This is a genomic window from Nocardia sp. NPDC051321 (genome assembly GCF_044455225.1).
Lineage (GTDB): Bacteria > Actinomycetota > Actinomycetes > Mycobacteriales > Mycobacteriaceae > Nocardia.
Genome location: NZ_JBITEM010000013.1, coordinates 151,810 through 170,998 on the forward strand (window position 1 = coordinate 151,810; position 19,189 = coordinate 170,998).

Annotated in this window: 19 protein-coding genes; 9 read left to right on the forward strand and 10 right to left on the reverse strand. The window is 67.4% G+C overall.

Going from position 1 to position 19,189, the window contains the following annotated elements; genetic code table 11:
• The first annotated feature begins 21 nt into the window (after positions 1 to 21).
• Both ACIA8C_RS30340 and ACIA8C_RS30345 read left to right on the forward strand, forming a co-directional pair.
• Positions 22 to 213: a hypothetical protein gene (locus tag ACIA8C_RS30340; RefSeq protein ID WP_397140593.1), complete on the forward strand. Its 192-nt coding sequence runs from the start codon at positions 22 to 24 to the stop codon at positions 211 to 213.
• Between the two features lie 124 nt (positions 214 to 337).
• Complete coding sequence (locus tag ACIA8C_RS30345; RefSeq protein WP_397140595.1) at positions 338 to 532, forward strand: hypothetical protein; 195 nt, start codon at positions 338 to 340, stop codon at positions 530 to 532.
• Between the two features lie 49 nt (positions 533 to 581).
• Here ACIA8C_RS30345 and ACIA8C_RS30350 read toward each other — a convergent pair whose 3' ends face one another.
• Positions 582 to 1,715, reverse strand: coding sequence for a lipase family protein (locus tag ACIA8C_RS30350; RefSeq protein WP_397140597.1), 1,134 nt, complete (start codon positions 1,713 to 1,715; stop codon positions 582 to 584).
• A 461-nt stretch (positions 1,716 to 2,176) separates the two neighbouring features.
• Between ACIA8C_RS30350 and aceA the strand changes: the two genes are divergently transcribed.
• The 4 genes from aceA to ACIA8C_RS30370 all read left to right on the forward strand — a co-directional run bounded on the left by aceA (position 2,177) and on the right by ACIA8C_RS30370 (position 8,900).
• Positions 2,177 to 3,466 carry an isocitrate lyase gene (aceA, locus tag ACIA8C_RS30355; RefSeq protein WP_397140599.1) on the forward strand — a complete coding sequence of 430 codons (1,290 nt, stop codon included), beginning with the start codon at positions 2,177 to 2,179 and terminating at the stop codon, positions 3,464 to 3,466.
• A gap of 194 nt (positions 3,467 to 3,660) precedes the next feature.
• A complete protein-coding gene (locus ACIA8C_RS30360) occupies positions 3,661 to 4,533 on the forward strand; it encodes a 3-hydroxybutyryl-CoA dehydrogenase (protein ID WP_396991390.1) in 873 nt (290 codons plus the stop codon).
• A gap of 90 nt (positions 4,534 to 4,623) precedes the next feature.
• Positions 4,624 to 6,927 (forward strand): 5-methyltetrahydropteroyltriglutamate--homocysteine S-methyltransferase, encoded by a 2,304-nt coding sequence (metE, locus tag ACIA8C_RS30365; RefSeq protein WP_397140601.1) that lies wholly within the window; start codon positions 4,624 to 4,626, stop codon positions 6,925 to 6,927.
• 344 nt (positions 6,928 to 7,271) lie between these two features.
• The gene (locus ACIA8C_RS30370; protein ID WP_397140603.1) at positions 7,272 to 8,900 is read left to right on the forward strand and encodes a DEAD/DEAH box helicase; all 1,629 of its coding nucleotides are present in this window, start codon (positions 7,272 to 7,274) and stop codon (positions 8,898 to 8,900) included.
• Positions 8,901 to 8,955: 55 nt separating this feature from the next.
• Here the strand turns inward: ACIA8C_RS30370 and ACIA8C_RS30375 are convergent, their stop codons facing one another.
• Genes ACIA8C_RS30375 through ACIA8C_RS30385 form a run of 3 tightly spaced genes read right to left on the reverse strand, consistent with a single transcriptional unit; the run spans position 8,956 to position 10,714 of the window.
• On the reverse strand, positions 8,956 to 10,005 hold the full coding sequence (locus ACIA8C_RS30375) for a serine hydrolase domain-containing protein (protein ID WP_397140605.1): 1,050 nt from the start codon (positions 10,003 to 10,005) through the stop codon (positions 8,956 to 8,958).
• Complete coding sequence (locus ACIA8C_RS30380) at positions 10,005 to 10,481, reverse strand: Clp protease N-terminal domain-containing protein (protein WP_397140607.1); 477 nt, start codon at positions 10,479 to 10,481, stop codon at positions 10,005 to 10,007. The genes ACIA8C_RS30375 and ACIA8C_RS30380 overlap by 1 nt, the downstream gene beginning before the upstream one ends.
• Positions 10,482 to 10,483: 2 nt before the next feature.
• Positions 10,484 to 10,714, reverse strand: a complete 231-nt coding sequence (locus ACIA8C_RS30385) for a hypothetical protein (RefSeq protein WP_397140609.1) — start codon at positions 10,712 to 10,714, stop codon at positions 10,484 to 10,486.
• Between the two features lie 73 nt (positions 10,715 to 10,787).
• Here ACIA8C_RS30385 and ACIA8C_RS30390 point away from each other — a divergent pair, with 73 nt between their 5' ends.
• A complete protein-coding gene (locus tag ACIA8C_RS30390; protein WP_397140611.1) occupies positions 10,788 to 11,213 on the forward strand; it encodes a VOC family protein in 426 nt (141 codons plus the stop codon).
• Between the two features lie 4 nt (positions 11,214 to 11,217).
• On the opposite strand, the gene ACIA8C_RS30395 is transcribed toward ACIA8C_RS30390, so the two are convergent.
• Together ACIA8C_RS30395 and ACIA8C_RS30400 are read right to left on the reverse strand one after the other, a co-directional pair.
• A complete protein-coding gene (locus ACIA8C_RS30395; protein WP_397140614.1) occupies positions 11,218 to 11,949 on the reverse strand; it encodes a ZIP family metal transporter in 732 nt (243 codons plus the stop codon).
• A gap of 79 nt (positions 11,950 to 12,028) precedes the next feature.
• On the reverse strand, positions 12,029 to 12,586 hold the full coding sequence (locus ACIA8C_RS30400; protein ID WP_397140616.1) for a TetR/AcrR family transcriptional regulator: 558 nt from the start codon (positions 12,584 to 12,586) through the stop codon (positions 12,029 to 12,031).
• A gap of 95 nt (positions 12,587 to 12,681) precedes the next feature.
• On the opposite strand from ACIA8C_RS30400, the gene ACIA8C_RS30405 reads away from it, so the two are divergent.
• A complete protein-coding gene (locus tag ACIA8C_RS30405; RefSeq protein ID WP_397140618.1) occupies positions 12,682 to 14,007 on the forward strand; it encodes a hypothetical protein in 1,326 nt (441 codons plus the stop codon).
• On the opposite strand, the gene ACIA8C_RS30410 is transcribed toward ACIA8C_RS30405, so the two are convergent.
• Positions 13,976 to 15,154, reverse strand: coding sequence for an AI-2E family transporter (locus ACIA8C_RS30410; RefSeq protein ID WP_397140620.1), 1,179 nt, complete (start codon positions 15,152 to 15,154; stop codon positions 13,976 to 13,978). The two genes, ACIA8C_RS30405 and ACIA8C_RS30410, sit on opposite strands and share 32 nt — an antisense overlap.
• A gap of 235 nt (positions 15,155 to 15,389) precedes the next feature.
• Positions 15,390 to 16,442, reverse strand: coding sequence for an NAD(P)-dependent alcohol dehydrogenase (locus ACIA8C_RS30415; RefSeq protein ID WP_397140623.1), 1,053 nt, complete (start codon positions 16,440 to 16,442; stop codon positions 15,390 to 15,392).
• A gap of 165 nt (positions 16,443 to 16,607) precedes the next feature.
• On the opposite strand from ACIA8C_RS30415, the gene ACIA8C_RS30420 reads away from it, so the two are divergent.
• The gene (locus ACIA8C_RS30420) at positions 16,608 to 17,696 is read left to right on the forward strand and encodes a S1C family serine protease (protein WP_397140625.1); all 1,089 of its coding nucleotides are present in this window, start codon (positions 16,608 to 16,610) and stop codon (positions 17,694 to 17,696) included.
• A 17-nt stretch (positions 17,697 to 17,713) separates the two neighbouring features.
• On the opposite strand, the gene ACIA8C_RS30425 is transcribed toward ACIA8C_RS30420, so the two are convergent.
• Together ACIA8C_RS30425 and ACIA8C_RS30430 are read right to left on the reverse strand one after the other, a co-directional pair.
• A complete protein-coding gene (locus tag ACIA8C_RS30425; protein ID WP_397140868.1) occupies positions 17,714 to 18,280 on the reverse strand; it encodes a vitamin K epoxide reductase family protein in 567 nt (188 codons plus the stop codon).
• The gene (locus tag ACIA8C_RS30430; RefSeq protein ID WP_397140627.1) at positions 18,280 to 19,155 is read right to left on the reverse strand and encodes a DsbA family protein; all 876 of its coding nucleotides are present in this window, start codon (positions 19,153 to 19,155) and stop codon (positions 18,280 to 18,282) included. The genes ACIA8C_RS30425 and ACIA8C_RS30430 overlap by 1 nt, the downstream gene beginning before the upstream one ends.
• Positions 19,156 to 19,189 lie beyond the last annotated feature (34 nt).

The window sequence follows — 19,189 nt, forward strand, 5'->3', positions numbered from 1 at the left end:
CGATGCATGAGGAGTTCTTGAATGTTCGCAGTACGTGGAATGGTCGTCGCCACCTTGGTCGGCGCTGCCGTCCTGGTCGGCGGAGGTGCCGCCATGGCAGACACGATTCGGCTCGAACCGGCCACCCCGGTGGTCGAGCCCGTCCAGGATTCAGGCTGCGACTACGGGCGGCCGATCAATCTGCCGTCTTGCATCCTCAGTTCGCTCTCGTAGTCCCCGCGCCGATCGACAGCACGCGGCCGGTTTTCGGGGACCGGACGCGCCCAGGGCAGGGGAAGTCATGTCCGGCGCAACACAGTTCACCAACCGTCGCACACCCAACATAGGGAGTTTCTTGATGTCAGTACTGCGTGGAATCGTCGTCGGCGCCGTCATCGGCGCCGCAACCCTGATCGGCGCGGGCGCGGCAGGCGCGGCCACGCTCCAGCTCGAGCCGGCCGCCCCGGCCGCCGAGTCGGTTGCCAAAGATTGCACCGGGGTGATCCACCCCATCGGCCAATTGGTCTGCACGCTCAGCAGCCTGTCCGGCTAGCCGGCACCGCGCGGCCGGTCCGTGAGGGCCGGCCGCGCACGCCGGGGGATCAGCCGAACAGGTTGCGCACGAACGGCAGTGAGTCCGGCAGCGACGCGTTCACCGTCGCACTGTGGTCCTCGGGGTAGGTGTGCAACTGCACCGGCTGCCCGTTCGCCCGCAATACCGCGGCGAACCGCAGCGTCTCCGGCATGATGACGTCGGTGTCGCGTAGCCCCTGGCCCATGAACAGCGGCTTGTCGTAGCCGGATTCGGGCAGCCCGAGATAGCGGGTGAGCAGTCCGTGCAGGTCGGGGATCTGCGCCAGCGGCTTGCTGAACAAGTTTCCGACCACGACACCGCCTGCGGCGAGCTCGTCGCCGAGCGGAACGAGGCACTCCTCGCGCGCCTTGGCCAGCCAGGAGCGGCCCGCGTCGGTGAGATAGGACTCGATGTTCAATTCCGGGTAGGTGGTGCGCAGCCCGTTGAGGATGTAGAGCACATAGCCCGTGGTGTGCGGGCTGAGCTTCACAGGCGGCACATTCGGGCCGAGCGGCTGCAGGATGTCCTCGATATAGGCCGGTACGCCGGTGCCTACCGCACCGCGGTAGTCGAGTTCCGGACCACCGAATTCGGTGGCGTAGCGCGCGGTATAGACTGCGGCGCCGCCACCTTGGGACTGGCCGACCACCACCCATTTCTTCGCCAGCGACGAATACTGCTCGGTCGCCGCCCGCACCGCGTCCACGACGTTGTGCGCTTCGACGACGCCATTGAGATAGGGATGCTCACCCGGCGTGCCGAGCCCGGCGTAGTCGGCGGCCACGATCGCGTAACCCTGCTGTAGCCAGGTGCCGAGGTAAGCCCAGTCGCGCTCGACCGCGCCCGGCCCGGCGATGCTGTACGCGCAGTCGTCGCCGAGTCCGACGGTGCCGTGCGCCCACGCGATGACCGGCCAGCCGCCCGGCGGCGGTGCGCCCGGCGGAAAGTAGACCGCCGCGCTCGCGGTGGTCGGCACGTCGTTGGCCGTGGTCGAGCGGTACAGCATGCGGGTCGAATTCACCGCGCCCGGCGGGGTGGCGGCCGGTGCCAGCGGGGCGACCGATTCGACCGTGCCGACGGGCGCCGCGGTGGCGACGGGCAGATTCAGCAGGCCTGCGGTGCAGGCGAGGGTGAACGCGGCGGCGATGACCGATGTCCGCATGGGGGCTCCTGTCCGGATGCACGTGGGTGCTGTGGCATCTCGGGAAAGTCTGCCCGAACCGGCGACCGGCGGTCACGCGCGGGTGGCGTGGGCCACACGGGCGGCACCTGCCCGTACTTGTGAACGTCCTCACAACCCGGAATGGCTGGCCGCACGGCTGGTTGATTCCCCGTCGATCTCTAACAGTACGGGCGTTACGCTAAAACCGCATGTCAGGGCTACTTGCCGGTAGGTTGCATCTTTGCAATTTGCCCGCAAATTTCGCAGAGTTAGCAAACCGGGATCGAAACCTAGCTTAGATTCACATTAGCAACAGGTAGACGGCCATTTCGCATTGTGCAATCGTGTGGAAGTACACCCCATGGGCCTAGCAAGCCTGCAAATTGCCGCTCCAGCAGTTCGAGCTGTTTCACCGCTCGGCCGTGGGGCAATCGACTTAAAACGAGGAAGTGGAGTCAGAGATGTCGAACGCCGGCACCCCGAAGACCGCTGCGGAAATCCAGCAGGACTGGGACACCAACCCCCGCTGGAAGGGCGTCACCCGTAACTACACCGCCGAGCAGGTGTCGAAGCTCCAGGGCACCGTCGTCGAAGAGGCAACTCTCGCTCGTCGCGGTTCGGAGATCCTCTGGGATCTCGTGAACAACGAGGACTACATCAACTCGCTTGGCGCCCTCACCGGCAACCAGGCGGTCCAGCAGGTCCGCGCCGGCCTGAAGGCCATCTACCTGTCCGGTTGGCAGGTCGCCGGTGACGCGAACCTGTCCGGCCACACCTACCCGGACCAGAGCCTCTACCCGGCCAACTCGGTCCCGGCCGTGGTGCGTCGCATCAACAACGCGCTGCTGCGTGCCGACGAGATCGCCAAGGTCGAAGGCGACGACACCGTCAAGAACTGGCTCGCCCCGATCGTCGCCGACGCCGAGGCCGGCTTCGGTGGCGCGCTGAACGCCTACGAGCTGCAGAAGGCCATGATCCAGGCCGGCGCCGCAGGCGTGCACTGGGAAGACCAGCTCGCCTCGGAGAAGAAGTGTGGTCACCTCGGTGGCAAGGTGCTGATCCCCACCCAGCAGCACATCCGCACGCTGACCTCCGCGCGTCTCGCGTCCGATGTCGCCGACGTGCCGTCGGTGATCATCGCCCGCACCGACGCCGAGGCCGCCACCCTGATCACCTCGGACGTGGACGAGCGCGACCGTGAGTTCCTGGACGGCACCCGTACCGCCGAGGGCTTCTTCGGTGTGAAGAACGGCATCGAGCCCTGCATCGCCCGCGCCAAGGCCTACGCGCCGTACGCCGACCTCATCTGGATGGAAACCGGCGTGCCGGACCTCGAGGTCGCCCGCAAGTTCGCCGAGTCGGTCCGCGGCGAGTTCCCGGACCAGCTGCTGGCCTACAACTGCTCGCCGTCCTTCAACTGGAAGGCCCACCTGGACGACGCGACCATCGCGAAGTTCCAGCGTGAGCTCGGTGCGATGGGCTTCAAGTTCCAGTTCATCACCCTGGCCGGCTTCCACTCGCTCAACTACGGCATGTTCGACCTGGCCTACGGCTACGCTCGCGAGGGCATGACCGCCTTCGTCGACCTGCAGGAGCGCGAGTTCAAGGCCGCCACCGAGCGTGGCTTCACCGCCATCAAGCACCAGCGTGAGGTCGGTGCCGGCTACTTCGACACCATCGCGACCACCGTGGACCCGAACACCTCCACCGCGGCGCTGAAGGGTTCGACCGAAGAGGGCCAGTTCCACTGAGCCACCCGTGATTCGCCTAGGGAATGAGGTTCCCGACGTGAATACCGATAGCCCCCTGTAGGGGTGTACCGCCCTCCCCGCTGAACAGCCCCAGCGGGGAGGGCATCCCTATACCTTGGACCATCGAGGGGCCGCTCACACAAGAGCACACCCCTCCAGCCACCGACTAGCCAGACCAACAGCAGGAGCGGGACGTGAGCAGCGAGAAGATTCAACGCGTCGGCATCATCGGTGCCGGACAGATGGGTGCCGGAATCGCGGAGGTGTGTGCGAGGGCGCACGTCGACGTGCTTGTTTTCGAGCAGACCAGGGAGCTGGCCGCAGCCGGCCGCTCACGCATTCTTCGCTCCCTCGACCGCGGCGTCAGCAGCGGCAAGATCACCGAGCGGGAGCGCGAACAGGCCGCGTGGCGACTGCGTTTCACCTCCGATCTCAGCGACTTCGCCGACCGCCAGCTGGTGGTCGAGGCGGTGCTCGAGGACGAGAAGGTGAAGACCGCCATCTTCGCCGAGCTGGACAAGGTCGTCACCGACCCGGCCGCCGTGCTCGCCTCCAACACCTCCTCCATCCCGATCATGAAGATCGCGGTGGCCACCACCCAGCCCGAGCGCGTGGTGGGCATGCACTTCTTCAACCCGGTGCCGGTGCTGCCGCTGGTCGAGCTGGTCACCACGCTGAAGACCAGCGAGGACGTGTCCAAGCGCGCCGAGGCGTTCGCCGGTGATGTGCTGGACAAGCAGGTCGTCCGTTCGGCCGACCGGTCCGGTTTCGTGGTGAACGCGCTGCTGGTGCCGTACCTGCTCTCGGCCATCCGGATGGTCGAGTCCGGCTTCGCCACCAAGGACGACGTCGACAAGGCGATGGTGCTCGGTTGCGCGCACCCGATGGGTCCGCTGGCACTGACCGACCTGGTCGGCCTGGACACCGTCAAGTCGATCGCCGACTCGATGTACCAGGAATTCAAGGAGCCGCTGTACTCCGCTCCGCCGCTGCTCATGCGTATGGTCGAAGCCGGGTTGCTCGGTAAGAAGACCGGCGCGGGTTTCTACCAGTACAACCGGGCCTGAGCTCGTTTCGATTCAACCCAGGCGCTTTAGCGTGCGGCGTCCGATGTTCCTCCCGGGCGCCGCACAGCCATCGAAGGGAGCAGCGCGCTCATGGTGAACGTGACCGACGGCTACGGATCGAGCATCCTCGGCTATCCGCGAATCGGGCCGCATCGAGAACTCAAGCGGGCACTAGAGGCCTATTGGCGCGGTGCGATCCCGCGCGACGAATTGCTCGCGGTTGGCCGCGACATTCAGGAACGGCAGTTCAACGAACTCGCCGCCACCGGGTTGACCCAGGTCCCCGGCAATACCTTCTCCTTTTACGACCACGTGCTGGACAACGCCCTGCTGTTCGGTGCCGTGCCCAAGCGGTTCGCGCAATATCGGGACGAGCTGGACCCGCTGGACTTCTATTTCCTGATGGCGCGCGGCAATCCGGATGTGCCGCCACTGGAGCTGGTGCGGTTCTTCGGCACCAACTATCACTACCGGCAGCCGGAATTGGATGCCGACACCGAATTCTCGCTGCACCCCGAGGCGCTGCTCGACGAATTCGACCGGGCCAAGGAACGCGGTATCGAGCTGCGGCCGGTGGTGCTCGGCCCGCTGTCGCTGCTGTTGCTCTCCAAGGCGGGCCAGGTGCCCGGTCAGGACGAGTTCGACACGCTGAAGCTGCTGGACAAGCTGCTCCCGGCGTACGAGCAGCTGTTCGAGATCCTGGCCAAGCGCGGCTCGACCTGTGTGCAGCTGGACGAGCCCGCGTTCACCAGCGAGCGCACACCCGCCGAGCTCGCCGCGTTCGAGGCTGCCTACCAACGACTTTCGAAGGCGCCGCTGCGCCCGCGCATGCTCGTCACCGGGCAGTACGGCGATTTCGGTGAGGCACTGCGGATCCTCGCGGCCAGCAATGTTGAGGCCATCGGCCTCGACCTGTCCAGCTACCGCATCACCCCGGAGGACCTCGCGGAGATCCCCGGCATTCGCCGTAAGCGCCTGTACGCCGGTGTGATCAGCGGGCAGAACGTCTGGCGGGCCGACCGGTACGTCACGCTCGAGTACCTGAACCGGCTCGCGCAGGTGTGCCCGGACCTGGTCGTCTCGACCGGGACCACGCTGCTGCACGTGCCGTACGACCTGCTCATCGAGTACGACATCCTCGGCAATGTGGCCGACCGGCTCGCCTTCGCGAAACAGAAGGTCGGCGAGGTGGTTTCGCTCGCCAAGGCGCTCACCGACGGCCCGTCGGAGAGCTGGCGCAAGCGGCCGACCGAGGTGCACTTCAAGCAGAAGCACGCTGTGCGGCAACGGGTTTACGCGGTCACGCCGGATATGCGGACGCGTGAGCCCTACGCGGTGCGCCGAACGGCCCAGCAGGCCAAGCTGAACCTGCCGCCGGTGCCAGCCACCACGCTCGGTTCGTTCCCGCAGACCAACAAGATTCGGCAGGCCCGCTACGAGCTCGGCCAGGGTCGGCTGTCCTTCGACGAGTACAAGAAGCGGATCGAAGCCGAGATCGAGGCGACGATCCGGCTGCAGGAGGACATCGGCCTCGACGTGCTCGTGCACGGCGAGCACGAGCGCAACGACATGATCCAGTACTTCGCCGAACTGCTGGACGGCTTCGTGACCACCCACTTCGGCTGGGTGCAGGTGTACGGATCCCGGTGCGTGCGACCGCCGATCCTCTACGGCGACGTGTCGCGGCCCGCGCCGATGTCGGTGGACTGGATCAGCTACGCCCAGTCGTTGACCGACAAGCCGGTCAAGGGCATGGTCACCGGGCCGGTCACCATGCTCGCCCGCTCGTTCGTCCGGCAGGACCAGCCGCTGCACGAGACCGCGGACCAGGTGGCCCTTGCCATTCGCGACGAGGTGGTGGACCTGGAGAAGGCGGGCATCGCGATCATCCAGGTCGACGAGCCCGCGCTGCGCGAGATGCTGCCGCTGCGGCCGCAGGGCCGGGCGGAGTACCTGCGCTGGGCGGTCGGCGCATTCCGGCTGGCCACCTCCGGGGTCAAGCCGGAAACCCAGATCCACACGCACATCGGGTATTCCGGCCGGGCCGAGGTGGTCGAGGCGATCGAGGAGCTCGACTGCGACGTCACCGCGATCGTGGCGACCCGCTCGATCGAATGGGTGGTGAAGGCGCTCGAGGCGGACAGTGGCACCGATCACGGACTCACCCACGGCGTCGGTCCCGGTGTGTACGAGAGCCGCTCGGCGCGCATCCCGGACATCGACGAGCTGGACGAATTGCTCACCGCCGCAGCGGAAGCCATCACGCCGGATCGACTATGGGCGAATCCGGACGGTGGGTTGAAGACGCGGCACTACTGGCAGTTGGAGCCGTCGTTGCGCAATCTGGTCGCCGCGGCGCGCCGGGTGCGCAGGCGCGCGCTGGCGAGCGAATAGGCGAACTACGTTGGCCGCCCCCTGTTTTCGCAGGGGGCGGTTTTCGTTCGAGCCTGTTTCCCGATCGACGGGTGCGGACCGTGCGACATCAGCGGTTATGCCTTGTGTGACGTGTCGTGACGTAACCCACTACCGACCTCGCGGTCCGGAGGCGAGGAATACTCGAGGTTGCGGTAGAGTTACCAAAGGCAAGCGTTGATCTTCACGCTCCCTCTCGATCCGTCGTGGATGTCTTACCTTTCGCGTCGGCGCCTCAGCTGGGTGTCAAAACACCGAACGCATGGACGATTGTCCCGCGCAGCGCTGGGGTACACCCCGATGCCTGGAAGGCACACCCACCACATATGACAACCCCTGCTTCGAACCCTGCCGCCACCACGTCGTTCGCCGCTCTCGGAGTCGGCGCGAAGCTGGTCGGCGCCCTCACGGCGAGCGGCATCACCGCTCCCTTCCCGATCCAGACGGCCACGCTGCCCGACACCCTGGCCGGTCGCGACGTGCTCGCCCGCGGCAAGACGGGCAGCGGCAAGACGCTCGCCTTCTCCATCCCCATGGTCGACCGCCTGGCCGGCGGCGACCGCAAGCCAGGCCGTCGTCCCCGTGGCCTGATCCTCGCCCCGACCCGCGAGCTGGCGACCCAGATCGCCGCCGCGCTCGAGCCGATGGCCACCGCCGCCGGGCTGAAGGTGACCACCATCATGGGTGGCGTTTCCCAGCACCGGCAGGCCAAGGCGTTCTCGGCCGGTGTCGATATCGTCGTCGCCTGCCCCGGACGGCTCGAGGACCTGATGCGTCAGCGGCTCGTCTCGCTGCAGGACGTGCAGATCACCGTGCTCGACGAGGCCGACCACATGGCCGACCTCGGCTTCCTGCCCGCGGTGACCCGCATTCTCGCGGCCACGCCGAGCGGTGGGCAGCGGCTGCTGTTCTCCGCGACGCTGGACAACGGCGTCAACAAGCTGGTCAAGCAGTTCATGCGCAACCCGGCCAACCACTCCGTCGACACGGCGGACTCGCCGGTGCCCGCGATGACCCACCACGTCTTCGAGGTCGGCGGCGCCGATGCCAAGCGGATCCTGGTGGAGACCCTCGCTGGCGGATCCGGGCGCCGGATCCTGTTCATGCGCACCAAGCACCAGGCGCGCAAGCTCGCCAAGCAGCTGAGCATGGTGGGCATTCCCGCGACGGACCTGCATGGCAACCTGTCGCAGGTCGCCCGCGACCGCAACCTGGCCGCCTTCACCAACGGCTCGGCCCGGGTGCTCGTCGCGACCGATATCGCGGCGCGCGGCGTGCACGTCGACGACGTCGAGCTGGTTGTGCACGTCGATCCGCCGGCCGAGCACAAGGCGTACCTGCATCGCTCCGGGCGTACCGCGCGCGCGGGCAGCTCCGGTGACGTCGTCACCGTGGTGCTGCCTGAGCAGCGCCGCGACGTCGCGACGCTGCTGCGCAAGGCGAACATCAACGTTTCTTCGCAGCGGGTGACCGCTGATTCGGCGCCGGTGACGGCGCTGGTCGGCACCGTCGCGCCGCGGGTAGCGCCGAGCGCGGTGCCCGTGACGTCGAACGCCGATACCCAGGGCAACCGGAACCGTCGTGGTGGTGGCGATCGCCGCTACAGCGCGCCTGCCGGACAGGCCCGCGGTCGTGGCGAGCGTGGTGCGCGTGATGGTGCTGTTGCCGGTGGCCAGCCGCGTACCCGCACCGCGCGTGGCACCGATGACGTCGCGTCGCGCGGTGCCGCCGGTGGTCAGTCGCGTGGTCGCGGTGGGCGTGGTGCCGGTGACGGCGCACCGTTCGCCGCCGGTGGCCAGCCGCGCAGCCGTAATGGTCGTGGCGGCAACGGTGCCGCGGCCCATGGCTTCGATGCCGCGGGCCGGCCCGCGACCCGTTCCGCCCGTAGCGGAGCCCCGCGCACTCGTACCGTCGCGACCCGTGAGCAGGCTCCTGCCGTTCGCGCCGGACGGTAGTCTTAGCTGAAAGATCAAGGCCGTCTTCCCATTACGGGAAGGCGGCCTTTGTCGATCAGTGGTGTGTCGGCACGGTCGAGTCGAATTGTGTTCGCAGTACGGCGAGGAAGACCTCCAGTGGGTCGTTCCAGTCGCCGTTCGTGTGGGTCACCACGACGCGCTCGCCGTCGCGGCTGCCCATCGCCCAGGTCCACGAGCCCATGGTGGCCCCGGCCAAGCCGTAAACCGTTGTGCCGCCTGATAATTTCTGCTCGAACACGCCTAGGCCGTACCGGGTATCCGCGACCCACTCCGCACCCTCGGTCGAGACGGTGGTCCACATCTCGCGCTGCTGGGCGGGTGGCAGCAACCGCCCGGTCAGCAGCGCGTGCAGGAAGACCTGCAGGTCTCCGGTGGTCGAGATCATGTCCCCGGCAGCGCCCGACCAGGTTTGATCACCCTCGGTGAGGTCGTAGACCTCGGCATCGGGGGCGGGATCGAACAGGGTCGAGTAGTGCTGTGGACGTGGTTCCGGCATCGCTGTTTCGGCGCCCGCCGAGTATGTCGCGGTCAGCCCGAGCGGTTCGCTGATGCGGCGCGAGACCTCCTGGGCGAGTGGGTTTTCCGTGATTCGCTCGATGAGCATTCCGGCGACCACGTAATTGGTGTTCGAGTACCGGAAGCCCGCGCCGGGCGCGAAGTACGGCGGGTGGGTCATGGCGATACGCACGAGCTGCTCGGGCCGCCAGCCGGAGCCGGATCGCACCTGCTCGTCGTCGGTGTGGGTGAACAGGCCACTGGTGTGGTTCAGCAGCTGACGGATGGTGACCGCGGTGCCGTCGTCGCCCGCGAGCAGTCCTGGCAGCCAGCTGTCCACCGTGTCGTCCAGGTTCAGTCTGCCCTCCGCCGCCAATTGCAGCACGACGGTGGCCGTGAATGCCTTTGTGGCGCTGCCGATTCGGAAGTGTTCGCGGGCGTCGCGCGGACGGCCGGTCGTGGTGTCGGCCGCGCCCGCGGCGCCGAACCAGCGACCATGCTCGTCGCGGATCTCGCAGACGATGCCCGGCAGGCCGCGTTCGCGCACCGCCTCGTCCAGCAGGTGCTGGACCTCGGGATGTTCCGTCATCACACGTTCTCGATGGTGTGCAGAACCCGTGCTTGCAGATCGGCCCGATCCACACCGGCCAGGGTGAGCGCGCGCGGCACGGTCCCGACGTCGGCGCGAAGTATCCCGAGGAGCACGTGCGCCGGGCGCAGATCTCGTTTGCGGGGAACGGAATTGAAGCCGCGCTCCAGTGCGAGTTTGGTCGAGGCGCCGACCGTTGGTGCGCTCTTGCGATAGGCCCGCGGGCGGGGGACATTCAGGTCGGCGAGCGAAACTCCCGCCGCGCTCAGGCTGTGTTCGAACTCGCGGTGCAACGCGTCGCGGAGCGCCTGAGCGTCGAGCCCGACCGAGGCAAGCACGCGCTGCGGCGCGGTGCCCTCCTGGGTGGCGATCGCCAGCAGCACGTGTTGCGCCTCGACGGTCGCCGACCCGTCTCGCTGTGCCTCGCTGCTGCCCTCGGTGATGACCGCGTGCAGGTATTCGTCGAATGGGGTCATGATCAGCGCCTCCTCAGGCTGACGCCGGCCGCGATGAGCCGCTTGGCGTGCTTCTTGTGCACCGCTTGCCGGGTGACGCCGAGCGCCTCGGCGACCTGCGGCCAGCTCCAGCCCGTCCGCATGGCCTCTTCGACGGCGGTGTCCTCCAGCTGATCGGCCAAGCGCCGCAACGCGACAACGGCCGCGAGCCGGTCGGCGGGGCCGCCGGAGTCAGGGATTTCGGGGGTGGGCATGCAAGCAACTTTAGTTGACTAAATCGAAGATAGTCAACCTTGGTTGCTAACGACTGGGTCGTACTGTCGAGTGGTGGGAGCAGACAACGACCAATGGCCCGATTCACTGCCGGTAGCGCAGGTTCGGATCGCTCGGCCGACAGACCAGCTCGACGCGGTGGTGCGGTTTTATGTGGATGTTCTCGGGCTATCTGAGCTGTTCCGATTCGACGGCCACGATGGCTACCGCGGGGTGATGGTCGGGCTGCCAGGGACCGGCTATCACCTGGAGTTCACGACTCATGTCGACGGGAGTCCTGGTGCCGCGCCGAGTGCGGAGAACCTGCTGGTGTTGTACTTCGCCGATGCCGCGCGGATGTCCGACGTCGCGCGGCGGCTCACCGAGGCCGGTATCGAGCCGGTCGATGCGGAAAATCCGTACTGGACTGCCAACGGCGGCTTGACCTTTCCCGACCCGGACGGCTGGCGGGTGGTCTTGATGCCGCGGCCGGTGTTCTGACCGCTCAGTGATTGAGGGCGGCGACGCCGAGCATGAGCGCCGCACCCGCCACGGTGCAGGCCAGGGTGAGTCGGGACGGGTGCACGGCGTGCGCCTCGGGCAGGATGTCGGCGGTGGCCAGGTAGAGCAGGAAGCCCGCGAAGTAGCCGAGGTAGAGGCCGACCACACTTTGCGGGACGTGGATCAGGGTGCCGAGTACCGCGCCGACGACGGGAGCGATCGCGTCGAGCGCGAGCAGCGTCAGCGCCCGCTTGCGTGCGTTGCCGTAGAGGGTGGAGATGGTGAAAGTGTTGAAGCCATCGGCGAAGTCGTGCGAGATGACCGCGATGGCCACCGCGGCGCCGACGGTGGCGCCGGCCTGGTAGCCGAGGCCGATGCCGAAGCCGTCCAGCAGGCTGTGAAAGATCAAGCCCGCCGCGGCAAGTAGGCCGACGGATTCGAAACCGTGTGTGTGCGTGCCGAATTCCTGCTCGTGCCCGGTATGGATGGCGACCGCGCGCTCGATGACGTGGATGGTGAGAAACCCGACCACCGCGGTGATCAACGCGGCGGGCACCCCGAGCACGTGTTGACTGGACTGTTCCAGCGCCTCGGGCAGCAGGTCGAAGAAGACCACGCCGAGCATCACCCCGGCGGCCAGGCCGAGCACCAGGTGTTTGCGGTCGCCGATGCGGACCGCGACGAAGCCACCGACCAGCGTGGCGCACATCGACACCAGCGCCAGCAGAATCGCCATCGTTCCAGCATGGGTGATCGGCACGGGCGGGAACGTTAGCACGGGCCGACGGGTTCGCCCGGCGGTCGCCCGGTACCGGTCAGGCCGCCGCGAGCCCCTCGGCCAGCGCGCGCAGACCCGCGGCGATGGTCTCGGCGGAGGGCGCGTTGGCGGGATCGATGAGCCACTGGATGAGCAGACCGCCGATCATGGTCTGCAACACCGCGCCGACCGCGGGATCGGGTGTCGCGCTGGCGAAGACATGCGAAAGCGCTTCGCGCGCTTGGCCTTGCGCGGTACCGAGTTCGGTGCGCAGCTCGGGGGAGTGCAGCGCCTGCACGAAACTCTCGATATTGGCGGACCAGAGCAGCCGTTCCTCGGTGAACGACGCGATCAGCTGCCGGAGGAAGGCGCGCAGGCGGGCGGCCGGGTCCGCGGTGTCGTCGGCGGGCAGCGAGTCGAGGATTGCCTGCACCGCGGTCGCGCTCGACTCCATCATGGCCTGGGTGAGCAGCTTGTCGCGGGTGCCGAAGTGGTAGTTGATCGCGGCCAGATTGGTCCCGGAGGCGGCCACGATGTCGCGCACGGTGGTGCGCGCGTAGCCGCGTTCGGCCAGGCACTGTTTGGCCGCGGCGAGGAGGTCGTCTCGGGTTCCCACCTCCGCACGATAGCAGCCAGGCATACGTGTGTTTGTGACATACGTTTCAAACAATTGTTTGTGACAGTTGTTTGAAACGTGCGTATGGTCGAGGCATGACCGCACAGCGACCTATTTCCCCCTTCGAATCCACCTTCTTCGGTACCGATACCAAGCTCGGCAGCGTGCCGACCGGTGGCATGCCGCTGTACATCGGCTCGACCGTGCACGGTGCGCTGGATCCCGAAGTGCTGCGCCGGGTGCTCGGCGAACTGGCCGCCGGCCATCCGTTGCTGCGCAGCAAGGTGGTGACCGAGGCCGACGGCACGATGCACTTCCGCCGTGACGACGACTATCGCCCGCGCCTGAACATCGCGGACGGCGACGAAGCCGACTATCTGCGGCTGGTGAACGGTCCGCGCGACTGGACCGACGGGTTGTTCCGCGCCGAGTTGTTCCGCGCGGGCGAGCGCCAGCAGCTCGTGCTGATCATCCATCACGGAATTGCCGATGGCCGATCGGCTTTCGCGCTGCTCGCGGAGCTGTGGCGGCGTTACACCGCACACAGCACGGGAAGGATACTGCCGGTTGATGATTCGGACCAGTCGTTGCCCGCGGCCATGGATACCCGGCTGGCCGAGGTATTTTCCGATGCCGAAGTGGCCGAGTTCCTGGAGCTCGCCCGCGCGGGCGTGACGATGATCGACCCCGCGGCGGCCCCACGTCAGTTGCCCGGCGACGGGGACGGCATCGGCGCCGATCCGCTCGGCCGCTTCGCGGTGCGGCGCATCGAGTTGGACGCAGGCGAAACCGGCGAGCTGGTCGATTCCGCTCGTGCGCAAGGCATCTCGGTCAACAGCTTGCTCGCCGGCGCCGCGCTGGCCGCTTTCCGGACGGAGCTCGACCCGGCCACCGGTGCGCTGCCGATGATCTGCGGGCACGCGGTGGACGTCCGCGACGAGCTGTCGCCGCCGGTGCCCGCGCACACGATGGTGAATTTCGCGTCGGGTGTCGGCACCTCGGCGGAGGTCGGGCCGGACCAGAGCCCGATCGGCCTTGGTCTGCTGGTGGCCGCGGGCATGCGGGCCGCCGCGGCACGGCACGACGCGGGCCGATTCCTGCTGGCCGCACAGCGCGTCACAGATCCGGCGACAGCCGCGGTGTTCGCGGCTCCACCCACGCTGGCCATATCCAATATCGGTCGCCTACCCGCACATTCGACACCGGCGGGTGTCCGGCACGTGCGCGACGACGTCTACGCGATGGGTCCGGGCATGCCGCCGAAGCTCACCGTCTTCACCGTCGGTGATCGGCTCACCATCCAGGTCGAGCACGACACCGCGCAGCACAGTCGCGCGCAGCTGGGCAGGGTCACGCTGGCGCTGATCGAGCGGCTGCGCCGGTGCGCGGCTACTCGCCCGTCGGCCGATCTGCGCCGGTGAACCGAATGGTCAACTGGCGGGCCCACTTTCGATGGGGCTTCGGCGGTGGCGGCGGCAGCGGCGCGTCGTGGTCGACATCGGTCTGCACCTCATAGCGCCGGATGTAGGCCCCGGCGAAGGCCTGCACGGTCGCGGTGACCGGAATGGCAAGCAGGGCACCGGTCGCGCCGAGTAGGGCCGCGCCCGCCAGCACCGCGCCGAAGGCGACCGCCGGGTGCATGTCCAGCGTGGTCGCGGTGATTCTCGGTTGCAGCACATAGTTTTCGAACTGCTGGTACACCACGATGAAACCGAGGATCCACAGCGCGTCGGAGGGGCTGTGCACCAGCGCGACGATGACCGGCAGCGCGCCGGCCAGGTAGGTGCCGACCGTCGGGATGAACTGCGAGACGACACCGACCCACAGCGCGAGCGCGAAGGCCGACGGCACATCGAGCACCCGCAACGCGACATAGTGCGCGATGGTCGACGCGAGCGCGAGCAATCCACGCGAGTAGATGTAGCCGCCGGTCTTCTCCACCGCGATATCCCAGGCGCGCAACACATGTCGTTGCCTGCGCGGCGGCAGCAGCGAACACACGGCGTTGCGGAAACGCGGGCCGTCGGCGGCGAAGTAGTAGGTGAACAGCAGCACGCCGAGCGACTGGAAGACCACACCGACCGTGCGCGTGCCGATATCCCAGGCGTTTCCGGCCGCGCCCTCGAGGTACTTGCTCCAGCCGCTGGTGTATTTCTCGATATCGGTGCCGGACAGGTTCGTCTTGAAGGTGCGGTTGATCCAGTCGATGCCTTGGTCGGCGTACTGCGGCGCGTTGTTGACCAGGGTGGTGACCTGATCGATCAGCAAGGAGCCGAGCGCCCAGAAGAAGCCGACGACGACGGTGGCCAGGACGAGAAAGACCACCCCCGTGGCGAGTCCGCGCTTCATCCCGCGCCGCGCGAGCGCGTTCACCGCTGGCTCGATGGCGAACGCCAGGAACAGCGAAACCAGCAAAATCGTCAGCAAACCCTGCAGCCGGGTCAGCGCCCAGAACCCCGCGAACAGCCCGGCCACCGTGGCAGCGGCGAGCAGGAACGCCCGCAACAGCCACGGCGGCGGACTGGTAGTCATCTCCGCGGTGACAACGGCCTCGCCGGAGGGCGCCACCGGTGCATCCGTAGGCCGTGTCGCGTTGTCATCTTCATCCGCAGGCACCACGTCAACGTACCCGGCGACCCCGAATATGCCCCACATCCGGAGGACCTACGCAACAACTGATTTCTATCGCACATGGGTAACTCGTCGGGCACCGGCTAACCCGATCCCCCCTCACACCGCCGGTCGCCAACGCCACCGCCGCGGCACCTAAATCTGGCCTGAATACCCGGAGAGGCGGGGGAGTTTACATAGTGGAGACGTCGATGACGAAGCGGTAGCGGACGTCGCTGGCCACCACGCGGTCATAGGCGCCGTCGATCTCGTCGGCCGAGATCACCTCGATCTCCGCGCCGATGCCGTGCTCCGCGCAGAAGTTCAGCATCTCCTGGGTTTGCGCGATGCCGCCGATCGATGAACCGGCCAGCGAGCGCCGGAAGCCCGCGAGGGTGAACGGCTTGACGCTTATCGGGTTTTCCGGAAGCCCGAGGATCACCAGGGTGCCGTCGAGATTCAGCAGCTTCATGTAGTGATCGATCGGCAGATCGGCCGAGACGGTGTTGAGGATGAGGTCGAACTTGCCGCGCAGGTCGCGGAAGGTCTGCCGGTCGCTGGTCGCGTAGTAGTGGCTCGCGCCGAACCGCTTGCCGTCCTCCTGCTTGCTCAGCGAGTGGCTGAGCACGGTGACCTCGGCGCCGAGCGCGGCCGCGATCTTTACCCCGACGTGCCCGAGCCCGCCCATGCCGATGATGGCGACCTTCTTGCCCGGCCCGGCGTTCCAGTGCCGCAGCGGCGAGAACAGGGTGACCCCCGCGCACAGCAGCGGCGCGGCCTGGTCGAGCCCGATACCCTCGGGGATGCCGACGACGAAGTTCTCGGTCACCACGATCTGGGTGGAGTAGCCGCCCATCGTGTAACCGTTGGATTGGACCGCCGGATCCACCGGGGTGTTATAGGTCATGGTGGCGCCGCGGGTGCAGTACTGCTCCTCATTGGCCAGACACGGCCCGCATTTACCGCAGGAATTCACCATGCAGCCGACGCCGACGCGGTCGCCGACCTGATATTTGCGCACTTCGGATCCGACCGCGGCGACCAGACCCGCGATCTCGTGACCGGGCACAACGGGGTATTTGGTGCCACCCCACTCGTCGCGGGCGGTGTGAATATCGGAATGGCAGATGCCCGCGTATTTGACGTCGATCAACACATCGCGCGGACCGAGGTCCCTGCGCTCGATCGTCACCTTCTCGAATGCGCCATCGGAAGCGGATAGGGCGTACGCGGCAGCAGTTGTCATGCATACATGCCTACCGCCGCATGCGGTCAGTTGCCAAACATGACGCATAACGGACATGCCTGAATTTCCGATGCGCGGGTATTTCGGCGCGAAGCGGACCGTTTTGTGATCTACGGTGAAGATCTCCGGCCACAATGGAATTCGCAGGCACCGAGGCGGAGAACGATGAATGAGCAACGGGTTGGGGGCCGCGCGCTGGCGTTGATCGTCGCCGCGCTGCTTGCCGTGGCCGGATTTCTCGGTTATCGAGGTGAGTTGCCCGGATGGCCGAGCGGGGCGAGCGAGGTCGCCGCGCCGATCGTCGAGCAGGCACCGCCGCCGCTCGATCCGGTGGCCGTCGCCGCCGCCGTCGACCCGGCGCTGGTGGATATCAGCGCCTCGGCCAAGCCGTTCGGGCTCGGCGCCGCCGGTTCCGGCATCGTGCTCACCGCGGACGGCCAGGTGCTGACCAGCCATCACGTGGTCAAGGGCGCGGACACGGTGACCGTCACCGATGTCGGCAACGGGCGTGACTACGACGCCATCGTGCTCGGTTACGACTCCGACGCCGATATCGCGCTGCTCGCGCTGTCCGGTGCGGCCGGCCTGCCGACCGCTCGAATCGGCAGCTCGGCCGGCGCACGGGTGCGGGACGAGGTGCTGGCGATCGGCAACGCGGGCGGGGTCGGCGGCACCCCGACCGCGATCCAGGGCACGCTGACCGATCTGGACAGCACCATCGTCGCGCTCAATTCCGCCGACCTGTCCCGCAAGCCGCTCAGCGGGATGCTCGAGGTAGCCGCGGCGGTCACCTCCGGGCAATCCGGTGGGGCGCTCGCCGATCGCGAGGGCGCGGTGATCGGGGTGATCGCCGCGGCGTCGGGCGATGCGGCGCGCGCGGTGAGCAGGCCGCCGAACGGTTACGCGGTGCCGATCGACACCGCTATGCGGGTGGTCCAGCAGATCCGTTCCGGGACACCCACCGAGACCGTGCACATCGGGCCGACCGCGACCCTCGGCGTGTTGACCACCGACGCGAAAACCAGTGGGGCACGGATCGATATGGCGGTCTACGGGCTACCGGCCTACGCGGCCGGGCTGACCAACGGCGAGGTGATCACCTCGGTGGACGGGCACCCGATCGGCTCGGCCCGCGCGCTGCACGCGGCGATCAACGTGCACAAGCCCGACGACACGATCCGACTCGAAATCCTCGATCCCGCGGGCGCCCGGCGCACGGTCACCGTCGTGCTCGCGCTCGGCACGCCGAACTAGCGCTCGGCGCACCGAACTCAGACCAGCGACAGCCAGTAATCCTGGAACCGCAGGAAGATCAGCAGCAGCACCACCGCGTAGAACAGCGCGACGAGGGTCCACCGCCACTCCGCGAGGATGCGCAGCGGGCCGCGTGACCCGCCCCAGAGCTGCTCGGTGACCACGGCGAGCAGCGGGGTGATGATCGCCCACACCACCATGCAGTACGGGCACAGCGCGTTGATCCGGTACAGGCTCTGGAAGATCAGCCAGCCGATGAACCCGACACCGAGCAGCAGCCCGAGCCACAGCCCGCCCCAGATCCAGCGCGGCAACCCCACCCCGGCCACCGACAGCACCGCGAGGGTGACCAGCACGGAGAAGCCGACGATGCCGATGAGCGGGTTCGGGAACCCGAAGACCGCAGCCTGGTCGGTCACCATCACCGACCCGCAGGACAGGATCGGATTGATGCTGCACGAGGGGGTATAGCCCGGATCGGTGAACAGCTTGAACCGTTCGATGGTCAGCGCCACCGCGGCCAGCCAGCCCGCCAGCCCGCCAAGGAGCAGTATCCAGGCGGCCCGGGGCGGGACGGCCTTGATCACTGCGCCGTGGCGGCGGCGATCACCGGTGCGAGGCCGCCGGGGCCCATAAGCTCCTGGCTCGACTGGATCTGCTTGCCGTTGACGAAGACCGACGGGGTCGACTTGATGCCGTTCTTGAGCACGTCATCGGTGCGAGCCTGGATGTACTTGTCGTACTTCACATCCGTGATGCAGCTCGCCACCGAATCCGGGTAGCCCGCGTCCTTGGCGATCTGGACCAGCTTGTCGTTGGGCAGGCCCGCGCCACCCTCGGCGGGCTGCTGGGCGAACATCGAGGTAAGCCAGGCCATGTACTTGGTCGGGTCCGCCTCGGCGACGCAGTACGAGGCGTTCGCCGCGCGGGTCGAGTAGCGGGTGGTCGACGCCTTGTCCAGGAACGCGATCACGTTGTACTCGACCGCGACGGTGCCGTTCTTCACGTTCTCGTCGAGCACCTGGGAGTTGGCGGCCTCGAACCCCTTGCACGCGGGGCACTGCAGGTCGGCGACGACCCGGACGGTCACCTTCGCGTCGGGCTTGCCGATGCGGATCGAACCGTTGTCGGTGATCGTGCCGGTAATGCCCGCGGCGTTCTGGTTCACGGCCGCCGGAATCGCCGGGCTGGCGCCGGGGTCGTCCTTGCGGGCCTTCTTCACCGCGACGCCGATGCCGATCGCCGCGATCAGCGCGATCAATACGGCGGCCACCGCCACCTGAATGAAGATCTTGCGGTTGCGCTCGCTGCGATCCGCCGCCAGCAGCGGGTTCTTCTTCCCACCCGGATTCTTGCTCACCGTGCGTTCACCACGCCTTTCGCTCGCCTGCCGGTACCTGCCGCCACGATCGTAGAGCTGGAAACTGATCCCCGCGTTGTCGGGCCACGGCGACATCATCGTGGGTGAACCTGAGAGATTCCGAAATATCGGG

What these genes read in the sequence shown, in the direction of transcription:
- ACIA8C_RS30405 (WP_397140618.1), top strand. Translation starts at nt 12,682, where the DNA reads ATGACCGCACAGCGACCTATTTCCCCCTTCGAATCCACCTTCTTCGGT.
- ACIA8C_RS30395 (WP_397140614.1), bottom strand. Translation starts at nt 11,949, where the DNA reads ATGGCGATTCTGCTGGCGCTGGTGTCGATGTGCGCCACGCTGGTCGGT.
- ACIA8C_RS30375 (WP_397140605.1), bottom strand. Translation starts at nt 10,005, where the DNA reads ATGACGGAACATCCCGAGGTCCAGCACCTGCTGGACGAGGCGGTGCGC.
- ACIA8C_RS30430 (WP_397140627.1), bottom strand. Translation starts at nt 19,155, where the DNA reads ATGATGTCGCCGTGGCCCGACAACGCGGGGATCAGTTTCCAGCTCTAC.
- ACIA8C_RS30340 (WP_397140593.1), top strand. Translation starts at nt 22, where the DNA reads ATGTTCGCAGTACGTGGAATGGTCGTCGCCACCTTGGTCGGCGCTGCC.
- aceA (WP_397140599.1), top strand. Translation starts at nt 2,177, where the DNA reads ATGTCGAACGCCGGCACCCCGAAGACCGCTGCGGAAATCCAGCAGGAC.
- ACIA8C_RS30420 (WP_397140625.1), top strand. Translation starts at nt 16,608, where the DNA reads ATGAATGAGCAACGGGTTGGGGGCCGCGCGCTGGCGTTGATCGTCGCC.
- ACIA8C_RS30370 (WP_397140603.1), top strand. Translation starts at nt 7,272, where the DNA reads ATGACAACCCCTGCTTCGAACCCTGCCGCCACCACGTCGTTCGCCGCT.
- ACIA8C_RS30380 (WP_397140607.1), bottom strand. Translation starts at nt 10,481, where the DNA reads ATGACCCCATTCGACGAATACCTGCACGCGGTCATCACCGAGGGCAGC.
- ACIA8C_RS30345 (WP_397140595.1), top strand. Translation starts at nt 338, where the DNA reads ATGTCAGTACTGCGTGGAATCGTCGTCGGCGCCGTCATCGGCGCCGCA.
- ACIA8C_RS30350 (WP_397140597.1), bottom strand. Translation starts at nt 1,715, where the DNA reads ATGCGGACATCGGTCATCGCCGCCGCGTTCACCCTCGCCTGCACCGCA.
- metE (WP_397140601.1), top strand. Translation starts at nt 4,624, where the DNA reads ATGGTGAACGTGACCGACGGCTACGGATCGAGCATCCTCGGCTATCCG.
- ACIA8C_RS30385 (WP_397140609.1), bottom strand. Translation starts at nt 10,714, where the DNA reads ATGCCCACCCCCGAAATCCCTGACTCCGGCGGCCCCGCCGACCGGCTC.
- ACIA8C_RS30415 (WP_397140623.1), bottom strand. Translation starts at nt 16,442, where the DNA reads ATGACAACTGCTGCCGCGTACGCCCTATCCGCTTCCGATGGCGCATTC.